This window comes from Bradyrhizobium sp. USDA 4369 (assembly GCF_054056435.1).
The window spans coordinates 6,753,667-6,775,955 of record NZ_JBSRYH010000001.1; the positions used below are offsets into that span (position 1 = coordinate 6,753,667).

Consider the following 22,289-nt stretch of genomic DNA (forward strand, 5'->3'; position numbering starts at 1 on the left):
TCGTGATGAAGTGACTTTTCAAACGTGTCGGGATGAAGTGGAGCGCTATCAAAGAAGATCTGTTGAATATCAGGATTGTCTCCGAATGGAATTCGACGATATGGCGTCGGAGAGAAAAAAGCAGATTGATCGCTTTAATTCTTGCGCGCAGAATACTTACTGTTATTAGTGCGCCGAGACGATGGGCGGCCTGCTGCATTCAAGCCAATTTCGAAAGATCCGTCCCCTACCTACCGCGGGGATTACGGTGACAGTGCACCAAATTGGCTGCTCTTTCAGCCCGGAATTGAATGTCACCGTAATCCGGGCCGAGCAGATCTTTTCGCGCTTGGTAGTCAGCCGACTCCTTCGTCGCATCAACAGTCCAGCACAGTCGCCGCGACTCGAGTCCGCTATGATCCTACGCCTGAGAACGCACATCTTGCTATGTCCGCTACCGCGGAAAGGTACCGACTCGAAACAACTTGATAAAGATCGTTCATGACCCTCAGAATTTCGTCTGTCGAACCTAGTTGTTCGTCCGACAGCTTCTTGTAGTCGCTATAAACCCGGGTATATTTTGGCGTGATCGTCTTGGTGTTCGTCTTGAAGTGATTAAGAAGCGCTCTTGCGAGAGCTTCTCGGTTGTAGCGATCACTGTTGAATGGCGCTACTTCTATAATTAGGCCAAGGCTATTCTTTGGCCGATATAGATTGAACCAGAAAGCTACGGCTCGCTGATATCCAGCCCAGGAGCTTCCAACACCCTTTGGCACGACATTCGCAAGGACTGACGGCGTAAAAACCGCTCTGTTGGGAGATACGGTGGCCTGCTCTAGGTCTGTGTGCTCCTTAAAAAATAGGTCGGCCGCAGATACGAAGGGGTCTACCGTGCCGAACCGGATGATCAAATCCAAAGCTTGGCGATGTTGAGCGTAGATTGCCCTGCACTGCTCAATCAGCTCTTGATCCGGCACGATCTTTCTCCTTATGAGGGTCACATAGTGATTTAAGACGGTGCTGACCTCACTCGTCAAATTGGCAGAGTGATATGTCATTGACTCTTGCAATGCTTCCAGGACACCTGAGTAGCCAATTGCCGACCACGTCTGCTCTGACGGATGGTCCTCATCGACGGTCAGATACGAGAAAACAAACTTGTGGTTTGAAAAGGATTCACGGGCACTCTCTTCATACATTCGTAGCTGATGTTCGGATTCTGTAGAGTCGATTTTGTTCTCTATCGCCCAGACGAGCTGGTTAGCTTTCGATTCGATCAGAACGTCGATACCGCGCCATTCGCGCGTTACGAGCGCATCGGAGAAGTCAGCTAGAACAAGCTTGAGCGGTCTAATCGGTGGTTCCGGCGCATTTTCGAGAGCACGCCTCAGTAGAGACTTTAGGAACGAATCGCCCAACCCATGGCTTTCGTAGGGCCTAAGAATGAATGCCAGAAAGTTGGAATGTCGGATTTCTTGTCGGTCGAGCCCCGCTGCTTCGAAAATGTTGAGGCCCGGCACAAAACGTCGATCACGCGAAAACACGATCAAGCTATTCACTAGGTTCAGCAGCTTCTGCTCCCGTTCGATGACTAAGCCATTTGATGAATTTTCTCCCACGTCGCTCCTCCGATAGCGATGGCTTTGAGCCTACATCTTATACGAGAATCATATTCATCTTACACGAGAATGATATTCGAAGCTTCGATTGCCCGTCTACCCTCGTTTTGTTCCGCATCCTTGGTTGACACAGCCCGCCCTTGCTGGATGGCATACACCCAGAGATTAGTTTCCTCTGCCTTCTCAAAACGATCAACCTGTTCGGCCCCCTTGCGCAGAATAATTGATTTCACGTTTTCCGAAATCCATGCTAGACACCCCCATCCCGTGCTCCTCGAGAGGGGCGCTTCGCGATCGTCACGGACGTTGGGTGCGGGGAGCGGTGGCCGCGGGCCTGTTGCAGCGCGCTGATGTGCGCGGACGAACGGCAGGTCGCGGACGTGAAATCGCGTGGTCCTGGCGCCCCGAAGCTGGCGCCAAGTTTTCGGGGAATGATGATCCCCGAGGGCGACGGTGGCTATCAAGCCGGACACCGGGGAGATCGCGTATAAATGTTAAGACCACCGCGCGGGGAATGCCGGATGCCGGCTGAACCTGTGGTGACTGCCGCCTGCTTTCCTTGTTGCAGGCGGGCCATGGGTTGCGGCCTGCAACCCGGCATTCCCCGCGCCCTCTGTCCGAGGAGGGCGAACGATCTCGAAAAGCTCGGGCGCGACATGCGTCGCGACGACGCGCGAGCGCGCCCCTTTGCCCCCAGCCTTGTGCGCGTGCGCGGCGACGTCGAATGGCGGCGCACCTGGGCGTCACTGAGCGTGTCACGCGTCAGTGTATCCTCCTCAGGTCGGGCATGGAATGATGGAGCCCACATTGCGATGCGCCGATCGTTCTCTTGTTGCACGGCCGCGAAACCGGGAGCCCGCCGATGTCCTTTGCTTTCCTGCTGACCTCGCTGATCGTGGTGGCCTCGCCCGGCACCGGCGTGCTCTACACGCTCGCGGTGGCGCTGACGAGGGGATCGCGGATGAGCATGGCGGCTGCGTTCGGCTGCACGCTCGGCATCATCCCGGCGATGCTCGCGGCGAGCGTCGGGCTCGCGGCGGTGCTGCACGCCAGCGCGCTGGCGTTTGCGGCGCTGAAATATTGCGGCGGCGCTTATCTGCTGTACATGGCCTGGCAGACACTTCGAGAACGCGGTGCGCTCTCGATCGCGTCAAAGGACGAGGCGCGCTCGGCGGGGCGCGTGGTGCTGACCGGCTTCCTGATCAACATCCTCAATCCAAAGCTGTCGATCTTCTTCCTCGCCTTCCTGCCACAGTTCATCGCCGCCGATGCGGCGCATCCGCTGGCGCTGATGCTGGAGCTGTCGGCTGTGTTCATGGCGATGACGTTTGCGGTGTTCGTGATCTACGGCCTGTTCGCCGCCGCCGTGCGCGACCGGATCGTCAGCCGCCCCCGCGTCATGACCTGGCTGCGCCGCGCCTTCGCCGGCGGTTTTGCTCTGCTCGGCGCGCGGCTGGCAATGAGCGAGCGCTGAGGGCGTGCCGCAGCGGGGGTGACGCTCATGGCAACGGGCATACGGCCTTCACTCCTCACCCTGAGAAGCCCACCGCAGGCGGGCGTCTCGAAGGGCGAGGCCCGTGCTGTGGCCTCATGGTTCGAGACGCGCCGCAAGGGCGGCGCTCCTCACCATGAGCCTTCAGCGGCGGGGCGGCCGCTGCACACGAGACAATGAACAAGCTGTCCGCGTGTTGATACAGAGCAACATTGTGGAGAAGCGGGAAACCAATCGACCTCGCCGCGGGCGCGATGGCCGTAACTGCGCCCTCGCCCCTTGTGGGAGAGGGCATGTACGGCAGCCCAACGATCTCGGTCGGGTGAGGGGTATGTCTCAACGAGTTGCGCTCGCGGAGACAACCCCTCACCCAACCGAGCCTGCGGATCAGCCGGCGATGCCCTCTCCCACAAGGGGCGAGGGCACTGCATCGCGCAGGGGTGCGGAGGTTGCAGGCTGGCGCGCGATGAAACGTGTGCCCATTGCGAGGGTCATCAGTTTCGGCTCGATTAGCCCGGGCAAAAACCAAACCCGTCTGGAGCGTTGCCGCTCCAGACGGGTTTCATCAGTTCAGAAATTCACCCGGCAGAGCTCAGCCGAACTGGTTCATCGTGTTGTGCGCGCCGCCGGCCTTCAGGGCCTTCTCGCCGGCGAAGTACTCCTTGTGGTCGTCGCCGATGTCGGACCCGGCCATGTTCTGGTGCTTGACGCAGGCGATGCCCTGGCGGATCTCGGCGCGCTGGACGTTCTTGACGTAGCCCAGCATGCCCTGCTCGCCGAAATATTCGCGGGCGAGGTTGTCGGTCGAGAGCGCCGCGGTGTGGTAGGTCGGCAAAGTGATCAGGTGATGGAAGATGCCGGCGCGCTTGGCCGAATCCGCCTGGAAGGTGCGGATGCGCTCGTCGGCTTCCTTGGCCAGCGGGGTGTCGTCATACTCCGCTTTCATCAGCTCGGCGCGGTTGTAGCGGCTGACGTCCTGGCCCGCCTCCTTCATCGCGTCATAGACCTGCCAACGGAAGTTGAGGGTCCAGTTGAACGACGGCGAGTTGTTGTAGGCGAGCTTGGCGTTCGGGATCACCTTGCGGATACGGTCGACCATCTTGGCGATCTGCTCGATATGCGGCTTCTCGGTCTCGATCCACAACAGGTCGGCGCCGTTCTGCAGCGAGGTGATGCAGTCGAGCACGCAGCGGTCCTCGCCGGTACCGGGGCGGAACTGATAGAGGTTCGACGGCAGCCGCTTCGGACGCATCATCTTGCCGTTCTGGTTGATGATGACGTCGCCGCTGCGCGCGGTCGCAGGCGTCACTTCCTCGCAATCGAGGAAGCTGTTGTACTGGTCGCCGAGATCGCCCGGCTGGCTCGAGAACGCGATCTGCTGCGTCAGGCCGGCGCCGAGCGAGTCGGTGCGGGTGACGACGATGCCGTCCTCGACGCCGAGCTCCAGGAAGGCGTGGCGGCAGGCGCGGATCTTGGCCAGGAACACGTCATGCGGCACGGTGACCTTGCCGTCCTGATGGCCGCACTGCTTCTCGTCGGAAACCTGGTTCTCGATCTGCAGCGCGCAGGCGCCCGCCTCGATCATCTTCTTGGCGAGCAGATAAGTCGCCTCGGCATTGCCGAAGCCGGCGTCGATGTCGGCAATCACCGGGACGACGTGGGTCTGGAAGCCGTCGATCTTGGCGATGATCTCGGTCTCCTTCGCCTTGTCGCCGGCCTTGCGGGCCGCGTCGAGCGTGCGGAACAGATCATTGAGCTCGCGCGAGTCAGCCTGGCGCAGGAAGGTGTAGAGCTCCTCGATCAGCGCGGGCACCGAGGTCTTCTCGTGCATCGACTGATCCGGCAGCGGGCCGAACTCCGAGCGCAGCGCCGCGATCATCCAGCCCGAGAGATAGAGGTAGCGGCGGTCGGTCTTGCCGAAATGCTTCTTGATCGAGATCAGCTTCTGCTGCGCGATGAAGCCATGCCAGCAGCCGAGCGACTGGGTGTATTTGGTGCTGTCCTCGTCATACGCGGCCATGTCGGCGCGCATCACGGCCGCGGTGTAGCGGGCCACGTCGAGACCGGTCTTGAAGCGGTTCTGCAGGCGCATGCGCGCCACAGCCTCGGCGGTGACGCCGTTCCAGGTCGGCTGGGTCTCGAGCAGCGCACGCGCCGCCTCGACCTCGGCCTGGTAGGACGCGGGGCCCTGGAGGGCTTGGTCGTTCAGTCCACGCGGTTGGAAGTTCATGTCCGTGATCCCTTGGTTAAGGACAACCTGGGACCTGTTGTAAGCGTTCGCCGCGGACGGACCAGACAGCGCGCGGAAAACTTGTCACACTTTACAAATCTCTCGTGTATAGCTGTAAGGAGCTTACAGACCCGAAATGACAGGCCATGACCACGACCACGGCACGCTCGATCTTCATGGGCCCGCGCCTGCGCCGGCTCCGCCGCGAGCTCGGCCTGACCCAGGCCGACATGGCCGCAGACCTCGAAATATCAGCACCTTACGTGGCACTCCTGGAGCGGAACCAGAGGCCGGTAACCGCCGACATGCTGCTGCGGCTGGCCCGGACCTACAAGATCGACCTGGCGGATCTGGCCGGCGACGGCGGCGCCGACCACACCGCGCGGATGCAATCCGTCCTCAAGGACCCGATGTTCTCCGACATCGACATTCCCGCGCTGGAGATCTCCGACCTCGCCGTCAGCTATCCCGGCATGACCGAAGCCTTCCTGCGGCTCTACACGGCCTATCGCGAGGAGCAGCTGGCGCTGGCCGAGCGCGCGCCCGCAGCCTCCGGCGGCGCGCCGCTTCCCGATGGCTTCGACGCCAACGATCCCGTCGCCGACGTGCGCCGTTTCCTCGCCGCCCGCCGCAACAATTTTGCCCAGCTCGACGAGGCCGCCGAGCGGCTGGCGCAGGCCATGGTCCAGGGTTCGGCGACGGGCTCGGCGCAGGTCTCGGCCAGCCCCTCGGGCTTCATCGAGCGGTTTCGCGCCCGGCACAATCTACAGGTCCGCTACATGCCGCCGAACGTGATGCTCGGCTCGCTCAGGCGGCTCGACCTGCACCGCCGGCAATTGCTGATCGAGGATTCGCTCGACAGCGCCAGCCTGAAGTTCGAACTGGCGCGGCAACTCGCTTATCTCGAGCTCGACAATGAGATCGGCGCAGCGCTGGAGGACGGCAAGTTCGCCAGCAAGACCGCGGAGCTGCTGGCGCGCCGCGCGCTCGCGGCCTATGCCGCGGCGGCGATCATCATGCCCTATTCGATCTTCGCCAGAGCCGTCGATACCAGGGCCTACGATCTGGAGGCGCTGGCGCGGCAGTTCGGCACCAGCTTCGAACAGACCGCGCATCGCGTCACGACCCTGCAGAAGCCGGGCGCTGAAAAGATCCCGTTCTTCCTGATCCGCGTCGATCCCGCCGGCAACGTGTCGAAACTGCTCGACGGCGCCGGCTTTCCGTTCGCGCGTCATGGCGGCGCCTGCCCGCTGTGGTCCGTGCACGGCATCTTCAAGACGCCGCGCCAGATCGTGACGCAATGGCTGGAGCTGCCGGACGGCCGTCGCTTCTTCTCGATCGCACGCACGGTGACCGCCGGCGGCGGCTCCTACGGCGCCGTCCGCGTCGAGCGCGCGATCGCGGTGGGCTGCGCGGCCGAGCATGCGGGCCAATTGATCTACACCCGCGACGGCCACGGCCCGCGCGCCGACGAACCGACCCCGATCGGCACCGCCTGCCGGGTCTGCCACCGGCCGAAATGCGCGGCGCGTTCGGCGCCGCCCATCGGCCGCGAGATCCTGCCCGACGATTTCCACACCTCGTCGATCCCGTTCGGTTTCTCGGCAGATTGAGAATGGGCGATGCTGGGCACACAGCGAAGCGAGGAATGTGTCGATGTCCGCAGCCTTTCTCCTCACCTCGCTGATCGTGGTGGCCTCGCCCGGCACCGGCGTGCTCTACACGCTCGCCGTGGCGCTGACGCGCGGATCGCGCATGAGCATTGCGGCCGCGTTCGGCTGCACGCTCGGAATCATTCCGGCGATGCTCGCTGCCATTGTCGGCCTTGCGGCGGTGCTGCATACCAGCGCGCTGGCGTTTGCCACGCTGAAATATTGCGGTGTCGCTTATCTGCTCTACATGGCCTGGCAGACGCTCGGCGAGCGTGGCGCGCTCGCGGTCGAGGCGCAGGGGGATGCCCGCTCGTCCGGCCGCGTGGTGCTGACCGGCTTCTTGGTCAATATCCTCAATCCGAAACTGTCGATCTTCTTCCTCGCTTTCCTGCCGCAGTTCATCGCGGCCGACGACGCGCATCCGCTCGGAACCATGCTCGAGCTGTCGGCAACGTTCATGGCGATGACCTTTGCGGTGTTCGTGCTGTACGGCCTGTTCGCCGCGGCGGTGCGCGACCGTGTGATCAGCCGTCCCCGCGTCATAGCCTGGCTGCGCCGCAGCTTCGCCGCCGGATTTGCGTTGCTCGGCGCCCGGCTGGCGCTGGCGGAGCGTTAAGACCTCCGTGCCGGTCAAGGACAACGCAACAACATCTCACAGCCTGAAATGAAAGCTTCGCAAAACCGCCCCGCCGCCAGCGTGTCCTCACAGGCGTGGCCGCGCGCGGTTTGCAAACTCCCCGCCCGCGGCCTCGACGACCCGAAAAGGATCCCGAGGCCTCCCCATGCCATCTCCGACACCAGCCCTGCGCCGCGCCGCTGTGGTGATGCTCGCCGCCCTCTTGCTCGGCAACATCGCCGCCATTGTCGCTTTTCCGTCGCGCTGCGCGAACAGCCCGCATGTCGCCATCGGCGGTCATATCTGGATCGCGGGCTGCAGCGAGCCCTGAGATCAGACCATCCGGCGCCTGGCCCGGTCGCGCCGCCGGGCTACCGCCGCGTCTTCCGCGCGCGATCGGCCCCATCGAGCAAGACCCGCATCGAACTGCCGACGCGTATAGGGGGCCCCGCCAAGCCGCCGGGACGGGCGAAGCTCATCAGCTCGCAACGCGGCGCTTGAACCGCAGCACCTGCTCCTAAACGTCGTCGCGCCGGTCCCGCCGCGGTAGCGGTCCGGCGACGATGGCGCAGCGCTGGCGGGCCGGCCATCTCGACCTGCAGCAGGCGGTGCTGGCCCTGGCAGACGTCGCCGGTATCCACGTCATCCGACGCCCCGCCACAGCCGTCGAACGAGGGTCCGAGAAGCTCCCCACTTGACGAACCAGCCACAAACCGGCCAAACATTGCGCCAAAATGTCGCGGCGGAGGTGATCCATGCGATATGTCGACGGCTCAGTGATGTTCTTCAGCCTCTGGCTGCTGGCGTCCATGCTTCTCGACGCCCTGACGCCACCGGAGCTGACCTTCTACATGATTGGCCCGGCGATCGCCCCGGCCGTGATCGTCGCAGGCTTTCTCTATTGGCTGCGCATCCCTCCGCTCGATTACGCGGTGGTGTTCGGGACGTTATGGATGGTCTCCGAGATGATTCTGGAGATGATCACTCCCAAGCCGCTGTCGTCCTTGATGGCCATCGCCGCCGTCGCACCGCTTTTGCTCGCCGGCATCCTCGTCAACGTCAGGCAATGGCAGCAGTCCGGCCCGCGCGTCCAGCCCCCGTCCGCGATCAAGACGTTACAGAATTCTTCCGCAGTTCTCCCCAACCGCCGGCCACTCTGAACCCGACCCGCCGCCGGCGGTGGCTATGCGGACTCGGCTCGCATCCTCCATTTAGGAAGGGCCTGTCGCCGACATCATTTTCGTCCGAGCGCGTGAGCCGTCGATCCGTCGTGGCCGCGTTAGAATGCGAGCGCGCAGGCCTGGGCTCCTGGCCCCCGCCGGCGGCTACCATCACCACGACTCCTCGCTCGTCGGCGGCTGCGGCCGGATCGTGCCAATCGACAGCTACGTGCTGGGCGTCCGCCGACTCCGCCCTGCATCATGGCGTGCTGCTGCAACAGCAGATTGCGCGCATCGGCACCACTCCGCGGCGAGCAAGCCGATAGCCGCGATCACACGATGTGACAGATTGCGGGTTTCCTTGCCGGGCGCAGCGACATAAGTTGCCGCCCGGGGGTTGCTTCATGCATGAACTGATCGGCGACATCACGCTCTGCATCCTGTTTGCGTGGGTGCTTGGACTGGCGGCGCATTACTGGCGCCAGCCCTCGATTCTCGCTTATCTGGTCGCGGGCTTCGCCATCGGCCCCTTCGGCACCGGCTGGGTCAAATCCCAGGACTCGATCTCGGTCATTTCGGAACTCGGCCTGATCTTCATGCTGTTCATGATCGGACTCGAGATCGACCTGAAGAAGATCATCCGTGCCGGCCCGGTGATTCTGATCGCTGGCGGCGTCCAGCTGCTCGGCGGGGCGGCGCTCGGTATTCTGTTTTTCGTCGCCATCGGCATGCGAATGGGCGCCGAGAGCTACGATGCGCTCTATCTCTGCGTCGCCTGCGCGCTGTCCTCGACCGTGATCATCGTCAAGGTGCTGTACGAGAAGCGCGAGCTCGACACCCTGCCCGGCCGCATCACCCTCGGCGTGCTCGTATTGCAGGATGTGTTCGCGATCCTTTTCCTGGCGGTGCAGCCGAGCCTCGACGATCTGCATGTCGGCGTCATCCTGCTGTCCTTCGCACGCGCCGGCGCGCTGGTCGCGATCGCGCTGTTGCTCAGTCGCTACGTGCTGCCACCGGTGTTCCATCGCATCGCGCGCACCCCCGAGCTGATCCTGTTGGGCGCGCTGGCTTGGTGCTTCCTGATCGGCGAGATTGCAGAGCGGCTGCATCTTTCGCGCGAAATGGGGTCCCTTATCGCCGGCGTGTCGCTCTCGACCTTCCCCTATGCGCTTGACGTCACCGCCAAGGTGACGACCTTGCGCGATTTCTTCATCACGCTGTTCTTTGTCGCGCTCGGCATGACCATCCCGATCCCGACGATGTCGGTGGTGGGGCTGGCGCTGGTCATCGCCCTGTTCACGGTGGCGAGCCGGCTGCTCACCACCTTCACGCCTCTCTACATGATGCGGCAGGGCCTGCGTGCGAGCCTTCTGCCGGCGCTCAACCTCGCCCAGATCAGCGAGTTCTCGCTGGTCGTGATCCAGACCGGCGCCGCCGCCGGCCATCTCAAGACCGGCACGTCGAGCGCGGCGTCCTTCGCATTCGTGCTGCTCGCAGTGCTCTCCACCTTCGTGATCGTGCGCTCCGATCCGATCGTAAGGCGCAGCATTCCGCTCCTGAAGCGGCTCGGCCTGCGGGATCTCGACGCGACCAAGGACGGCGAGCCCGGCCACGACGGAGGCCACGGCGCCGCACGGCCGATCGTGCTCCTTGGCTTTTTCCGAACCGCCAGCGCACTGCTCAGCGAGATCGAGCGCAACGAGCCTGCGCTCCTGCAGCGGATCGGGGTCGTCGATTTCAATCCCGTGGTGTTTCGGACGTTGTCCGACCGCGGCATCCAGGTGACCTATGGCGATATCAGCAATGTCGACACGCTGGTCCATGCCGGGGTCGGCCAGGCCGAGCTGATCATCCTGAGCATCCCGGACTCGCTGCTCAAGGGCGCCAACAATGAGAAGCTGGTGCGGCACGTCCGCAGCATCAACGCGACCGCCAAGATCGTCGCGACCGCGGACCTGCTGGCCGACGTCAACGATCTCTACAATGCCGGCGCGGACTATGTGACCGTGCCGCGGCTCAGCGACGCGCAGGTGCTGCTAAATCTGATCCAGGACGCCAGCGCCGGCCTGTTGTCCGACCGCCGTCAGGAGGCCGAGGCGCTGCTGGCCGACCGCCGCGAGGTTCTCCCGTGAACCAACGCACCTCCCAACTGGAACTGCGGCCGAGATCCCGCTAAACCGGTCCTATGACAAGCATCAACGTTCACGTCGTCGATCACCCGCTGGTCCAGCACAAGCTATCCCTGATGCGCGAGCGCGACCGCTCGACCAAGGGCTTCCGTGAGCTGTTGAACGAGATCGGCATGCTGCTGGCCTATGAGGTCACACGGGACCTGCCGCTCGAACTGGTCGACATCGAAACACCGATCGCGCCGATGAAAGCGCCGAAGATCGCGGGCAAGAAGCTGACCCTCGCCCCCATCCTGCGCGCGGGCGTCGGCTTCCTGGACGGCATGCTGGCGCTGATGCCATCGGCGCGCATCGCTCATATCGGGCTCTATCGCGACCCCACGACGCTCCAGGCGGTCGAATACTACTTCAAGGCGCCGCAGGACCTGACCGACCGCACCGTGATCCTGATGGACCCGATGCTGGCGACCGGCAACTCGGCCTGCGCCGCAGCCGAACTGCTCAAGGCGCGCGGTGCCCGGGACATCCGTTTCGTCTGCCTGCTGGCCGCGCCGGAAGGCATCGCGCAGTTCGAAAAGGAGCATCCGGACATTCCGATCTGGACCGCGGCGATCGACGAGAAGCTGAACGACCATGCCTATATCGTGCCCGGTCTCGGCGATGCCGGCGACCGCATGTTCGGCACGAAGTGAGCGTGCGCGAACGCGTCAGCAGGACGGTCGCAGTAACGGACGAATGACGCTGAAGATCCGGCCGTCGATCACCAGCAGCGCACTCCCGATCACCAGCGCACCGCCGATCTCCCGCGACGAGATGCTTTCGCCAAGCACCAGCGACCCGAGCAGGATCGTCGTCAACGGGATCAACAATGTCACCAGCGTCACATTGGTTGCGCCGGAGCGACGCAGGATTTGGAAGAACACGATATAGGCGAACGCCGTCGACAGCGCCGCGAGCCCGATGACCGCGAGCCAGGTCTGCAGTCCGGGAAGTGGAAGACGCCATGGCTGGTCAACGACAGCGGCGACGGCGAGTATCATCACGCTGGACGCCGAGAGCTGGAAGGTGGCGGTCGCAAGCGGCGGCGAATGGGCGAGATGGCGGCGCACCAGCAGCGCGGCGATGCCGTAGCTGAGCGACGCGCCGAGACCGAACAGAATGCCGTAGCCGCCAGCCGAGCCATCGAACCCCGGCCCACCCCGCAGGATTACGACGCCGACGAGACCAAGGATCAGTCCCGCAGCCCGCCGGGCCGACAGCCTTTCCTCTGCCGCGGCGGCCATCACCACGATCGTGAACAGCGGCGTCGTCGCATTCAGGATGGCAGCCAAGCCTGAGGTGATGAACGTCTGGCCTATCACGATCAGGCAGAACGGCACGACGTTATTGAACAGCGCCACCGCAAAGAACGGTCGCCAGCCGGCAATGCCCTTAGGGAAGCCGAGCCCGCGCAGTCGCGCCACCGGCAGCAGGATCCCGGCCGCCAGCACAATGCGCAGCAGCACCAGGGTCAGCGGCGGCAATTCCTTCAAGGCAAGGCCGTTGAAGATGAAAGATCCGCTCCACAGCACCGACAGCAGGCCGAGCAGCCTACCAATCCCGTGTGTCCATGCTGTCGTTCGGGGATGTCATCACCGCAACCGCATTCAATGTGCGCGTGAACGTTGCAGATGAAGCGGAGCAAGGTCCACCCGCTTTCCGTTCGCCCTGACACCCGCCTAGGACGGATCCTTCGGCCGCGATACCAGCTCGATCATGCGGCCTTCGTCTTCATCCGGCATCGCCGCCGTCGCGCGCGCATAGGCATCGACAGCAGCCTGGGCCATCACCGGACGTTCAGCAAGCAGCTGCTCGGCGAGTTGCAGCGCACAAGCCGCATCCTTGTGGCGGAGCGCGGCGGTAAAGCTCGCATCGGCGAAATTGCGCGCGACCATGCGCGGCGCGTGACGCAGAACTTGCGGGCTCGCCGCGACGCCGCCCTGGATCGCCTCCAACACGAGGTTCATATCGAGCCCGGCCTGCTCGGCGATCCCGAGGCCTTCGGCGAGACCTGCGATCTGCATCGCGCCCAAGAGATTGTTGATCAGCTTATAGACCGTTCCGGTGCCGACGGCGCCGAAATGGCGGATGGTCGAGCCGATCGGCGCAAGAAACGGTCGCGCGCGCTCGAGGTCGGCGGCGTCGGCGCCGACCAGCAAGGTGAGCTTGCCGTTTGCCGCGGCGTCAGGCAGCCCGGTCACCGGGCAATCGAGATAGATCACGCCCCGTGCATTCAGCTCACGCGACAGGCGCAGCGCATGATCGCGCGAGACCGTCGAACATTCGATCGCAATGGTGCCGACCCGCATCGCGGCCGCCGCACCGTCGGGCCCGAGCCACACCGCGCGCGAGGCATCGTCGTCGGCGACCATCGTGACGACCGCATCCGCATCGATCGCAGCGTCAGCCGGCGAGGTCGACCAGCGCGCACCGCGCGAGATCAGGTCCTCGGCCTTGGCCTTGCTGCGATTCCAGACCGCAACGGAATAGCCGGCGTCGAGATAACGCCCGGCCATGCCATGGCCCATGCGGCCGAGGCCGATGAAGGCGACGCGCGTCACCGGTCAGTCCACGTCCTCGATCGCAGCCCCTGGCGTGGTACCGAAGGCACGCTGTGCCAAGGTCGCCGCCATGAACTCGTCGAGATCGCCGTCGAGCACGCCAGCGGTGTCGGAGGTCTGCACGCCCGTGCGCAGATCCTTCACCATCTGATACGGCTGCAGCACATAGGATCGGATCTGGTGGCCCCAGCCGATCTCAGTCTTGGCGGCCTGATCGGCGGCGGCCTTCTCCTCGCGCTTCTTCAGCTCGATCTCATAGAGACGCGCGCGCAGCATGTCCCAGGCCTGGGCGCGGTTCTTGTGCTGCGAGCGGCCGGCCTGGCAGACCACCGCCACCCCGGTCGGAATGTGCGTGAGTCGCACCGCCGATTCGGTCTTGTTGACGTGCTGGCCGCCGGCTCCGCCCGAGCGCATCGTGTCGGTGCGGACATCGGATTCCTTGATGTCGATCTTGATGCTGTCGTCGACCACCGGAAAGATCGCGACCGATGAGAACGAGGTGTGCCGCCGCGCATTCGAATCGAACGGCGAGATGCGGACGAGACGATGCACGCCCGCCTCGGTCTTCAGCCAGCCATAGGCATTGTGGCCGGAGATCTGGATGGTCGCCGACTTGATGCCCGCTTCTTCGCCCTGGGTCTCTTCCAGATATTCGATCTTGAAGCCGTGCTTTTCGGCCCAGCGCGTGTACATGCGCAAGAGCATCTGCGCCCAGTCCTGGCTCTCGGTGCCGCCGGCCCCGGCATGCACCTCGAGATAGGTGTCGAACTTGTCGGCCTCGCCGGACAGCAGCGCCTCGAGCTCGCGGCGCGCGACGTCCTTCTTCAAAGCCTTGAGCGCGTTCTCGGCCTCGGTGACAACGCCGGAATCGTTCTCGGCCTCGCCGAGCTCGATCATCTCGATGTTGTCGCTGAGCTCACGCTCCACCTTGCCGATGCCGGTCAGCGAATCCTCCAGCGAGGTCCGCTCCTGCATCAGTCTTTGGGCTTTCTGGGGATCGTTCCAGAGGTTGGGATCTTCGGCGAGCTTGTTCAGCTCGGCCAGCCTTGCCGTCGATGCATCGACGTCAAAGATGCCTCCTCAGCAGCCCGACCGACTGCTTGATCTCTTCTACGATTTTTTCGATTTCGGCGCGCATATCGCTCTCTTCCGGCCGCGGCCGAGGGGGCCGCAGCATGATGTCCGTCAGGGATGTAGCGGCGCGCGGCACAAAGCGCAATCGCCTGCACCGGAAGGTGGCGAGTTTCGCCAGTTCAATTTCGCCAGCTCAATAGAGGCTGCCGGTCCCCGGACGAATGATGAAGCTGCCGGCATCAGGCTGACCGCCGCTCTGCGACGGCATCATCCGGCCATCGGCATCGGCCACGCCGATGACCGAGTAGTTGTCCGGCGGCGCGGTGCCCGGCTTGAAGGCTTCCATGATGGTGCGGCCGGTATCGCCAGGACCTGCGCGCAGCCCGGTCTTGGCATCGACGCGCACGAGCTTGATTCCCGCGGGGATCTTGAACGGGGTCGCGGGCTTGTCGGCCAAAGCGAGCTTCATGAAGTCCTTGGCGATCGGCGCAGCCAGATGGCCGCCGGTTGCGGCATTGCCCTTACCGAGCGGCCGCGGCTTGTCGTAGCCCATATAGATCGCGACAGCGAGATCCGGCGAGAAGCCGACGAACCAGGCGTCCTTGGCCTCATTGGTGGTGCCGGTCTTGCCGGCGATCGGCTTGCCGACCTCCTTGAGCACGGTCGCCGTGCCGGCCTGCACGACACCCTCGAGCATCGAGGTGATCTGATAGGCGGTCATCGTATCGAGCACCTGCTCGCGGCGATCGACCAGCTGCGGTTCGGTCTGGTTCTTCCAGCCCTCGGGCGCATCGCAGCCGCGGCACTCGCGGGCGTCGTGCTTGAAGATGGTGTGGCCGTAGCGGTCCTGGATCCGGTCGATCAAGGTCGGCTTCACCCGACGGCCGCCATTGGCGATCATCGAATAGGCCGTGACCATGCGCATGGCCGTGGTCTCGCCGGCGCCGAGCGCGTAAGAGAGGTAATTCGGCAGCTCGTCATACACACCGAACCGGCGTGCATATTCGGAGATCAAGGGCATGCCGACATCCTGCGCCAACCGAACGGTCACCGTATTGAGCGACAGCCGCAGCGCGTTGCGCAGCGTCGTGGGACCGAGATATTTGCCGTTGGAGAAATTGTCGGGACGCCAGACCTGACCGCCCTGCCCCTGATCGATTTCGATCGGCGCATCGACGACCTGGGTCGACGGCGTGTAGCCATTATCGAGCGCCGACGAATAGACGATCGGCTTGAATGACGAGCCGGGTTGCCGGTACGCCTGCGTCGCCCGGTTGAACTGGCTCTGGTCGAAGGAGAAGCCGCCGACCATCGCGAGCACGCGCCCGGTGTTCGGGTCCATCGCGACCATCGCGCCCGAGACTTCAGGCAGCTGCTCGAGGCGATACTGGCCTTCAACCGGATTGCCTTCCTTGAACAGCGGATCGGCATAGATCACGTCGCCCGGCTGCAGCACCTGCGCGACGGAGGTCGGCGTCTTGCCGCGGCCATTGCCCGTCGCTGCGCGCGCCCATCTGACGCCGTCGAGCGTGATCAGGCCGGTCTGACGCTCCTTGCTCACGGCACCGCCGAGCTCACGCGGTGGCTGGAAGCCGATGCGAGCGGATTGATCGCTGGTCTCCAGCACCACCGCCATCCGCCACGGCGAGATGTCGGAGAGCGATTTGATCTCGGCGAGCTTCAGGCCCCAATCGCCGGAAATGTCGAGCTTCGAGACCGGTCCGCGATAGCCCTGCTCCTGATCATACCGCACCAGACCGGCGACCATCGCCTTGCGCGCCATGACCTGGATCTTGGGATCGAGCGTCGTGCGGACGGACAGCCCGCCCTCATAGAGCTTCTTCTCGCCATAACGTTCGAAAATGTCGCGGCGGACTTCCTCAGCGAAATACTCGCCTGCGAAAATGTGCGCGCCCGTGTTGCGGCTTGCGATCGTCAGCGGGTCCTTGCGCGCCTTCTCGGCGTCAGCCTGCTTGATCCAGCCGTTCTCCAGCAGGCGGTCGACCACATAATTGCGGCGCTCGATGGCACGGTCGCGGTTGCGGATCGGATGCAGGCTGCCCGGCATCTTCGGCAGTGCCGCCAGATAGGCGGCCTCGGCCACCGTGAGCTCGTTGACCGACTTGTCGAAATACACCAGCGACGCCGCGGCGATGCCATAGGCGCCGGAGCCGAGATAGATCTCGTTCAAATAGAGCTCGAGAATCTTGTCCTTCGAATAGGTGCGCTCGATGCGCATCGCCAGCAGCGCTTCCTTGATCTTGCGCGCGAACGAGACCTCGTTGGTCAGCAGGAAGTTCTTGGCGACCTGCTGGGTGATCGTCGAGGCGCCCTGCGGACGGCGATTCGAGCCGAAGTTCTGGGCATAGACCACAGCGGCGCGGGCCATGCCGGTGAAATCGATGCCGCCATGCTCATAGAAGTTCTTGTCCTCGGCGGCGAGGAACGCGTTGATCACGAGCTTGGGCACCGCCTGGATCGGCAGATAGAGCCGGCGCTCCCGGGCGTACTCGCCGACCAGCGAGCCATCGACGGCATGTACGCGGGTCATGACCGGCGGCTCGTAATCCTGCAGCTGAGAATAGTCGGGCAGGTCCTTGGAAAAATGCCAGATCAGGCCGGCCGCCGCCGCCACACCGACGAGGAAGACGACGGTGCCAGCTGCGAACAGGAAGCCCAAAAACCGCACTACAAAGCGCATCGGCGAATATCCGTTCCCACTTCTGTTCATCTCTCGGCTTGGACGCGGCGCATCCCGAAGACGCTGCCGCCAAAATCATGCGGTGGGCCGTGATGCCACATGACCCATGCCGGAGAACCGCACGGTCCAACCTGTCGGCGGTCGAGCTTACCACAAGTCCGCCGATAAGGAATCATCTCCCGATTCCAGGTGCCTCGCAGCAGGTTTATACGGATGTTGCTGTGGCCAAACTAGGGCTTTGCACGGGCAGGCGCCGGCTTCTCCGGCCGCTCGGCACCGGCATTTGCAACGCGTTTGGTCAGGAAGACATCGATCGCGCGGGCCATCGCGTCGGCCGTGCGCGACCGCCAAGCTTCCGACACCAGGTTCCCCATGTCGCCCTTGTTCGAGACATAGCCGAGTTCGACCAGCACCGAGGGCACGTCGGGCGCCTTCAGCACGCGGAACCCCGCCGATTTCAACGGCCGCTTATGCATATGCACCGCCGTCTTCATGTCGTTCATCAAGACGCGGGCGAACCTATTGGAAAAGGTGCGGGTTTCGCGCCGGGCCAGATCGATCAGAATATCCGCGACGTCGGCCGGCTCCTCGGTCAGGTTGACGCCACCGATCAGGTCGGCGCGGTTCTCGGCCTCGGCGAGCCGCTCCGCTTCGACGTCGGAGGCCTTGTCCGAGAGCGTGTAGATCGTCGCGCCCTGAGCATCGCCCTCGCCGCGCGGCAACGCGTCGGCATGGATCGACACGAACAGGGCCGCGCCCTGCTTCTGGGCGATGCGGACCCGGTCGCCGAGCGGAATGAAGGTGTCATCATCCCTGGTCATGACGACGCGGAACTTGCCCGCGCGCTCGAGCCGATCGCGCAGCGCCTGTCCGAACGCCAGCACCAGATTCTTTTCCGGGATCTCGCCGCCCTGGGTTCCATAGTCGATACCGCCATGCCCCGGATCGATCACCACCACCGGCCGCGTGTCCGCGGGCGCATTTGGCGCCGCCGGAACTCCTGCAGGCGTCGTCGGCGGCGGTCGCACCGCCAACGGATTGGGAGACGCCGCCGCCAGCGCCGCCGAAGGGCTCGAATCGGCCACGCTCGGCTTGAGCGCCGGGCGGTTGTCGTTGCCGATCGCCCGCGCGAAGGTCGCTTCGTCGACCTCCTCCAGTTCCAGCACGAGCCGGGGCGGCTGCCCGTTGGCGGCATCCAGCACCGAAGAGTTGGCGATTCGCGCCGGCCCCGTCAGATCGAACACGATCCGGGAGCCGCCGGGCATGACCATGCCGTACCTGAATGCCTTCACCAGGCCACGGCCGCTGGTTCCGGCCCCCGCAGGAAGGTGGAAGCTGACCTGCGGCAGGTCGACCACGACGCGATAGGGCTCGCTGAGCAGAAAGGCGCGGAACGGGACCGCCTTGTCGAGGTCGAGCACGAATCGCGTCTGTCGAGAATCGCCCGCGAGGCGCGCATCAGACGCAATCGGAAACCCCGGCGTGACGCTCACGGCGGGAGTCTGCGCCGCCGGCACACCCTGAGCCTGCGCCGGAAGCACGGTCGTCCATAACAATTGCGTGACGCACAGCCACGCGCATCCCAGCAAAGTTAGGTGTTTTGCCCGGCCAGCTGCCAAATCCGTGTCTCCGCAGGACCCTCTTACCGCAACCAATCGACGGGGTTAATCGCCAAATTTGGGCATTTTCGTTAAAGGCCACCGATTGTTGCGGTTCCGCGACGCTTCCCTTGCACGGCCAGCCCAATCCTCGTATGTACGAAGGGCTGAAGGCTGTTACTTACTGCCGGTTGTGTCGCGTTCAACCTCCCGGTGAAACGCCGGAATCTTCGTGATCGAATATTCGATCTTTTCGGAGACTCCTGCGCCTTTCCGACGCTCCATCGAACCTGCGCGATCCCGCGCGGCGCAATGGAGTTCCGGTCACGAGCCGAGTGGCGCCGGTTTCAGGGCGCCTCCTCAGCTGAGGCCGCCCGGGCACCAGTCACGCACGGCATAGCCTGATACCACATCCTTGATGGGTGCGGTATGCGACCAAGGCGAGCGTTCCGGCGCAATCTGGTCTTCAGCAAGAGACAAGGTGGCCTCCTCAGCCGCCCACGTGTTCCAGACGGGCCGACGCTTGATGCGCCAAACGAAACTGCCAGCCATGACCAGCGGACGAACCGCGCCGATGCGGGGCCAGACCCTCGCTCGGCACATCGTACCGCCGGGTCCACGGCCGGCACGGCGCAACCCTACGTGTTTAGGCCTTCCCCTCACCCCCGAATCAGGTGGACCGTCGCGTCATCCGACAGCGCGCCACGCGCTCGCGGCCAATCGCGTCCGTCGCCTCCAAGAGTTCCAATATGCCGAACAAGATGTTGATCGATGCTACCCACCCGGAAGAGACCCGGGTCGTTGTCGTCCGCGGCAACCGCGTCGAGGAATTTGATTTTGAAACTGCCCAGCGCAAGCAACTCCGCGGCAACATCTACCTCGCCAAGGTCACTCGGGTAGAGCCGTCGCTCCAGGCGGCCTTCGTTGAATATGGCGGCAATCGCCACGGCTTCCTGGCGTTCAGCGAAATCCACCCGGACTATTACCAGATTCCGGTCGCCGATCGTCAGGCGCTGATCGAGGCGGAAGAGCGCGCCCACCGCGAGGCCGAGGAAGAGAGCGAGAACCGGTCCAATCGCCGGCGCAACCGGCACCGCAGCTCGCGGCGCCGCGGCAGCGGCGAGCGCGTTCAGAGCGAGATCATCGAGGCCGCCGACGCCAGCCAGGCGCCTCACGCCGAGACGCATGAGGGCGACCACGGCGCATTCGAGGCGTCGGACTCCGCCTGCGCGCAGGACAACCACCCCGCCGATGATGCGGGCGCGGAGACCCCTGCACAGGCCGCAGGCTTCGCCGAGGCGCCGCTTGAGGCTCCAACGCACGCCGGCCCTGACGAAGGGACCCACGACGCGCAGCCGCATCACGGTCCGGATGCGCCGGCGGTTGCGGATTCCGAGCCCGCGCAGGGCGGCACCGACCTCCCGGTGTCCCCTTCTGCGGTCGCAGCGGCCGCGTCGAGCGGCGAGGTTGCCTCGTCCGGGGCCGACGACGCCGCCGAGGCGCACGATCACGACCACCACGACCATCATGATCACGATCATCATGATCACGATGAGGATGACCATCACGACGATGATCATCATGAGGATCATGACGAGCATGAGCATGAGGACTCCGCGGATCTCTCGCCCGTCGCCGAGCACGATGATGATGGCGAGGTCACGATCGTTCCGGGCGACGACAACGGCGTCGAGCCGGCCGTCGCGGATCATGACGACGATGACGATGACGGCGAGGAGATCGAGGAAGAGGTCGTCGAATCCGTCGGCGGCGACGATGTGCTCGAGGAAGTGCCCGAGCGCACCTTCCGTCCGCGTCGCCAGTACAAGATCCAGGAGGTCATCAAGCGCCGCCAGGTGATGCTGGTGCAGGTCGTCAAGGAAGAGCGCGGCAACAAGGGCGCCGCGCTGACGACCTATCTGTCGCTCGCCGGCCGCTATGCTGTGCTGATGCCGAACACCGCGCGTGGCGGCGGCATCAGCCGCAAGATCACCTCGGCGCAGGACCGCTCGCGCCTGAAGGAAGTGGTGCAGGACCTCGACGTGCCCGAGGGCATGGGTGTGATCCTGCGCACCGCCGGCGCCAACCGCACCAAGCCCGAGATCAAGCGCGACTTCGAATATTTGCTGCGGCTGTGGGAAACGGTCCGCGACATGACGTTGAAGTCGCAGGCCCCCACCCTCGTCTACGAGGAAGGCTCGCTGATCAAGCGCTCGCTGCGCGACCTCTACAACAAGGAGATCGACGAGATCCTGGTCGCCGGCGAAGCCGGCTACCGCGAGGCGCACGATTTCATGAAGATGCTGATGCCGACCAATGTCCGGCGCGGTGAAGCAGTATCGCGACGGCCAGCCGCTGTTTTCGCGGATGGGCGTCGAGAGTCAGCTCGATGCGATGTTCTCGCCGACCGTGCAGCTGCGTTCGGGCGGCTACATCGTGATCAACCAGACTGAGGCGCTGGTCTCGATCGACGTGAACTCCGGCCGCGCCACCCGCGAGCATCACATCGAGGACACCGCGCTCAAGACCAATATGGAAGCGGCCGAGGAAGTGGCGCGGCAGCTCCGGCTGCGCGACCTCGCCGGCCTGATCGTCATCGACTTCATCGACATGGACGAGAAGCGCAACAACCGCTCCGTCGAGCGCAAGCTGTCGGACTGTCTGCGGCAGGATCGCGCGCGCATCCAGGTCGGCCGCATCTCGCATTTCGGCCTGTTGGAGATGTCGCGCCAGCGCATCCGCGCCAGCGTGCTGGAGAGCTCGACCGAGCCCTGCGCGCATTGCGGCGGCACCGGCCATGTGCGCTCGGTGTCCTCGGTGGCGCTGCAGCTGTTGCGCAGCCTCGAAGAGACGCTGATGAAGGGCGCGACTCACAACCTCGTGGTCCGCACGCGGACCGAGGTGGCGCTCTACGTGCTCAATCACAAGCGCGGCCATCTGCGCGACCTCGAGAACAGTTTCAAGGTCTCGCTGGCGGTGATCGCCGATCCGAACGTCAGCGGACAGCAATCCTTCATCATCGATCGCGGCGAGCAGGTGCATACGCTCGAGGCCGCCAAGGCGCTGCTGGCCGCGCAGGCGTCTGCTCCGCCTTTGGTGGCCGACGAGGTCTATGACGAGGACGAGCCGTTCGACATCGAAACAGAATCCGAGGTCGAGACCGAGGAAACCGAGGGACTGTCTGAGGAGGCCGTCGAGGCCAGTGAAACCGAGCGTGACGGCGCTCGCCGCAAGCGGCGTCGGCGCCGCCGCGGCCGGGGCGGTAACGAGGCGCGCGAAGCGACGCCTGAAGGGGCTGCAGCGGCAGAGTCCCTCGAGGTGGGCACCCGCGGCCGAACTGCCGGCCGAGGACGCCGAGGCAGAGGACGAGGACAGCGACGAGCAGCCGGCCTTCGCGTCAGGCGACCAGCCGAGCGACCAGGCCAATGGTGAGCGGCGC

The 22,289-nt window shown here is 64.3% G+C and carries 15 protein-coding genes and 1 pseudogene; 9 read left to right on the forward strand and 7 right to left on the reverse strand.

Annotated elements, in window-relative coordinates:
* Window positions 1-392: 392 nt before the first annotated feature.
* Complete coding sequence (locus tag ACVIJ6_RS30620) at window positions 393-1,598, reverse strand: PDDEXK-like family protein (protein ID WP_456775755.1); 1,206 nt, start codon at window positions 1,596-1,598, stop codon at window positions 393-395.
* Window positions 1,599-2,460: 862 nt separating this feature from the next.
* On the opposite strand from ACVIJ6_RS30620, the gene ACVIJ6_RS30625 reads away from it, so the two are divergent.
* A complete protein-coding gene (locus tag ACVIJ6_RS30625) occupies window positions 2,461-3,072 on the forward strand; it encodes a LysE family translocator (protein WP_456775756.1) in 612 nt (203 codons plus the stop codon).
* A 610-nt stretch (window positions 3,073-3,682) separates the two neighbouring features.
* On the opposite strand, the gene ACVIJ6_RS30630 is transcribed toward ACVIJ6_RS30625, so the two are convergent.
* Window positions 3,683-5,320, reverse strand: a complete 1,638-nt coding sequence (locus ACVIJ6_RS30630; protein ID WP_456775757.1) for an isocitrate lyase — start codon at window positions 5,318-5,320, stop codon at window positions 3,683-3,685.
* A 146-nt stretch (window positions 5,321-5,466) separates the two neighbouring features.
* Between ACVIJ6_RS30630 and ACVIJ6_RS30635 the strand changes: the two genes are divergently transcribed.
* From ACVIJ6_RS30635 to upp, 6 genes are all read left to right on the forward strand, one after another.
* Window positions 5,467-6,933, forward strand: a complete 1,467-nt coding sequence (locus ACVIJ6_RS30635; protein ID WP_456775758.1) for a helix-turn-helix domain-containing protein — start codon at window positions 5,467-5,469, stop codon at window positions 6,931-6,933.
* Window positions 6,934-6,976: 43 nt separating this feature from the next.
* Window positions 6,977-7,588 carry a LysE family translocator gene (locus tag ACVIJ6_RS30640; RefSeq protein WP_456775759.1) on the forward strand — a complete coding sequence of 204 codons (612 nt, stop codon included), beginning with the start codon at window positions 6,977-6,979 and terminating at the stop codon, window positions 7,586-7,588.
* A 166-nt stretch (window positions 7,589-7,754) separates the two neighbouring features.
* Entirely contained in the window at window positions 7,755-7,919 is a 165-nt protein-coding gene (locus tag ACVIJ6_RS30645; protein WP_456775760.1) for a hypothetical protein, read from the forward strand.
* A 424-nt stretch (window positions 7,920-8,343) separates the two neighbouring features.
* Entirely contained in the window at window positions 8,344-8,748 is a 405-nt protein-coding gene (locus tag ACVIJ6_RS30650; RefSeq protein ID WP_456775761.1) for a hypothetical protein, read from the forward strand.
* Between the two features lie 404 nt (window positions 8,749-9,152).
* Window positions 9,153-10,880, forward strand: coding sequence for a cation:proton antiporter (locus ACVIJ6_RS30655; RefSeq protein ID WP_456775762.1), 1,728 nt, complete (start codon window positions 9,153-9,155; stop codon window positions 10,878-10,880).
* Between the two features lie 53 nt (window positions 10,881-10,933).
* A complete protein-coding gene (upp, locus tag ACVIJ6_RS30660; protein ID WP_456775763.1) occupies window positions 10,934-11,569 on the forward strand; it encodes a uracil phosphoribosyltransferase in 636 nt (211 codons plus the stop codon).
* Window positions 11,570-11,584: 15 nt separating this feature from the next.
* On the opposite strand, the pseudogene ACVIJ6_RS30665 reads toward upp, so the two are convergent.
* From ACVIJ6_RS30665 to ACVIJ6_RS30685, 5 genes and pseudogenes are all read right to left on the reverse strand, one after another.
* Window positions 11,585-12,509 (reverse strand): annotated as a pseudogene (locus tag ACVIJ6_RS30665) (DMT family transporter).
* A gap of 86 nt (window positions 12,510-12,595) precedes the next feature.
* Window positions 12,596-13,477, reverse strand: coding sequence for an NAD(P)-dependent oxidoreductase (locus ACVIJ6_RS30670; protein ID WP_456775764.1), 882 nt, complete (start codon window positions 13,475-13,477; stop codon window positions 12,596-12,598).
* Window positions 13,478-13,480: 3 nt separating this feature from the next.
* Window positions 13,481-14,615 (reverse strand): peptide chain release factor 2 gene (gene prfB / locus ACVIJ6_RS30675; protein WP_456775765.1). Its coding sequence is split into 2 segments (ribosomal slippage): window positions 13,481-14,545 and window positions 14,547-14,615, totalling 1,134 coding nucleotides; the frame shifts between segments, so codons are not numbered across the junction.
* 129 nt (window positions 14,616-14,744) lie between these two features.
* Window positions 14,745-17,252 carry a penicillin-binding protein 1A gene (locus tag ACVIJ6_RS30680; protein WP_012044257.1) on the reverse strand — a complete coding sequence of 836 codons (2,508 nt, stop codon included), beginning with the start codon at window positions 17,250-17,252 and terminating at the stop codon, window positions 14,745-14,747.
* Between the two features lie 230 nt (window positions 17,253-17,482).
* The gene (locus ACVIJ6_RS30685; protein WP_456777114.1) at window positions 17,483-18,823 is read right to left on the reverse strand and encodes an N-acetylmuramoyl-L-alanine amidase; all 1,341 of its coding nucleotides are present in this window, start codon (window positions 18,821-18,823) and stop codon (window positions 17,483-17,485) included.
* A 776-nt stretch (window positions 18,824-19,599) separates the two neighbouring features.
* Between ACVIJ6_RS30685 and ACVIJ6_RS30690 the strand changes: the two genes are divergently transcribed.
* Both ACVIJ6_RS30690 and ACVIJ6_RS30695 read left to right on the forward strand, forming a co-directional pair.
* Complete coding sequence (locus ACVIJ6_RS30690; RefSeq protein WP_456775766.1) at window positions 19,600-21,303, forward strand: ribonuclease E/G; 1,704 nt, start codon at window positions 19,600-19,602, stop codon at window positions 21,301-21,303.
* Window positions 21,218-22,282: a ribonuclease E/G gene (locus ACVIJ6_RS30695; RefSeq protein ID WP_456777115.1), complete on the forward strand. Its 1,065-nt coding sequence runs from the start codon at window positions 21,218-21,220 to the stop codon at window positions 22,280-22,282. Before ACVIJ6_RS30690 ends, ACVIJ6_RS30695 begins: the two co-directional genes overlap by 86 nt.
* Window positions 22,283-22,289 lie beyond the last annotated feature (7 nt).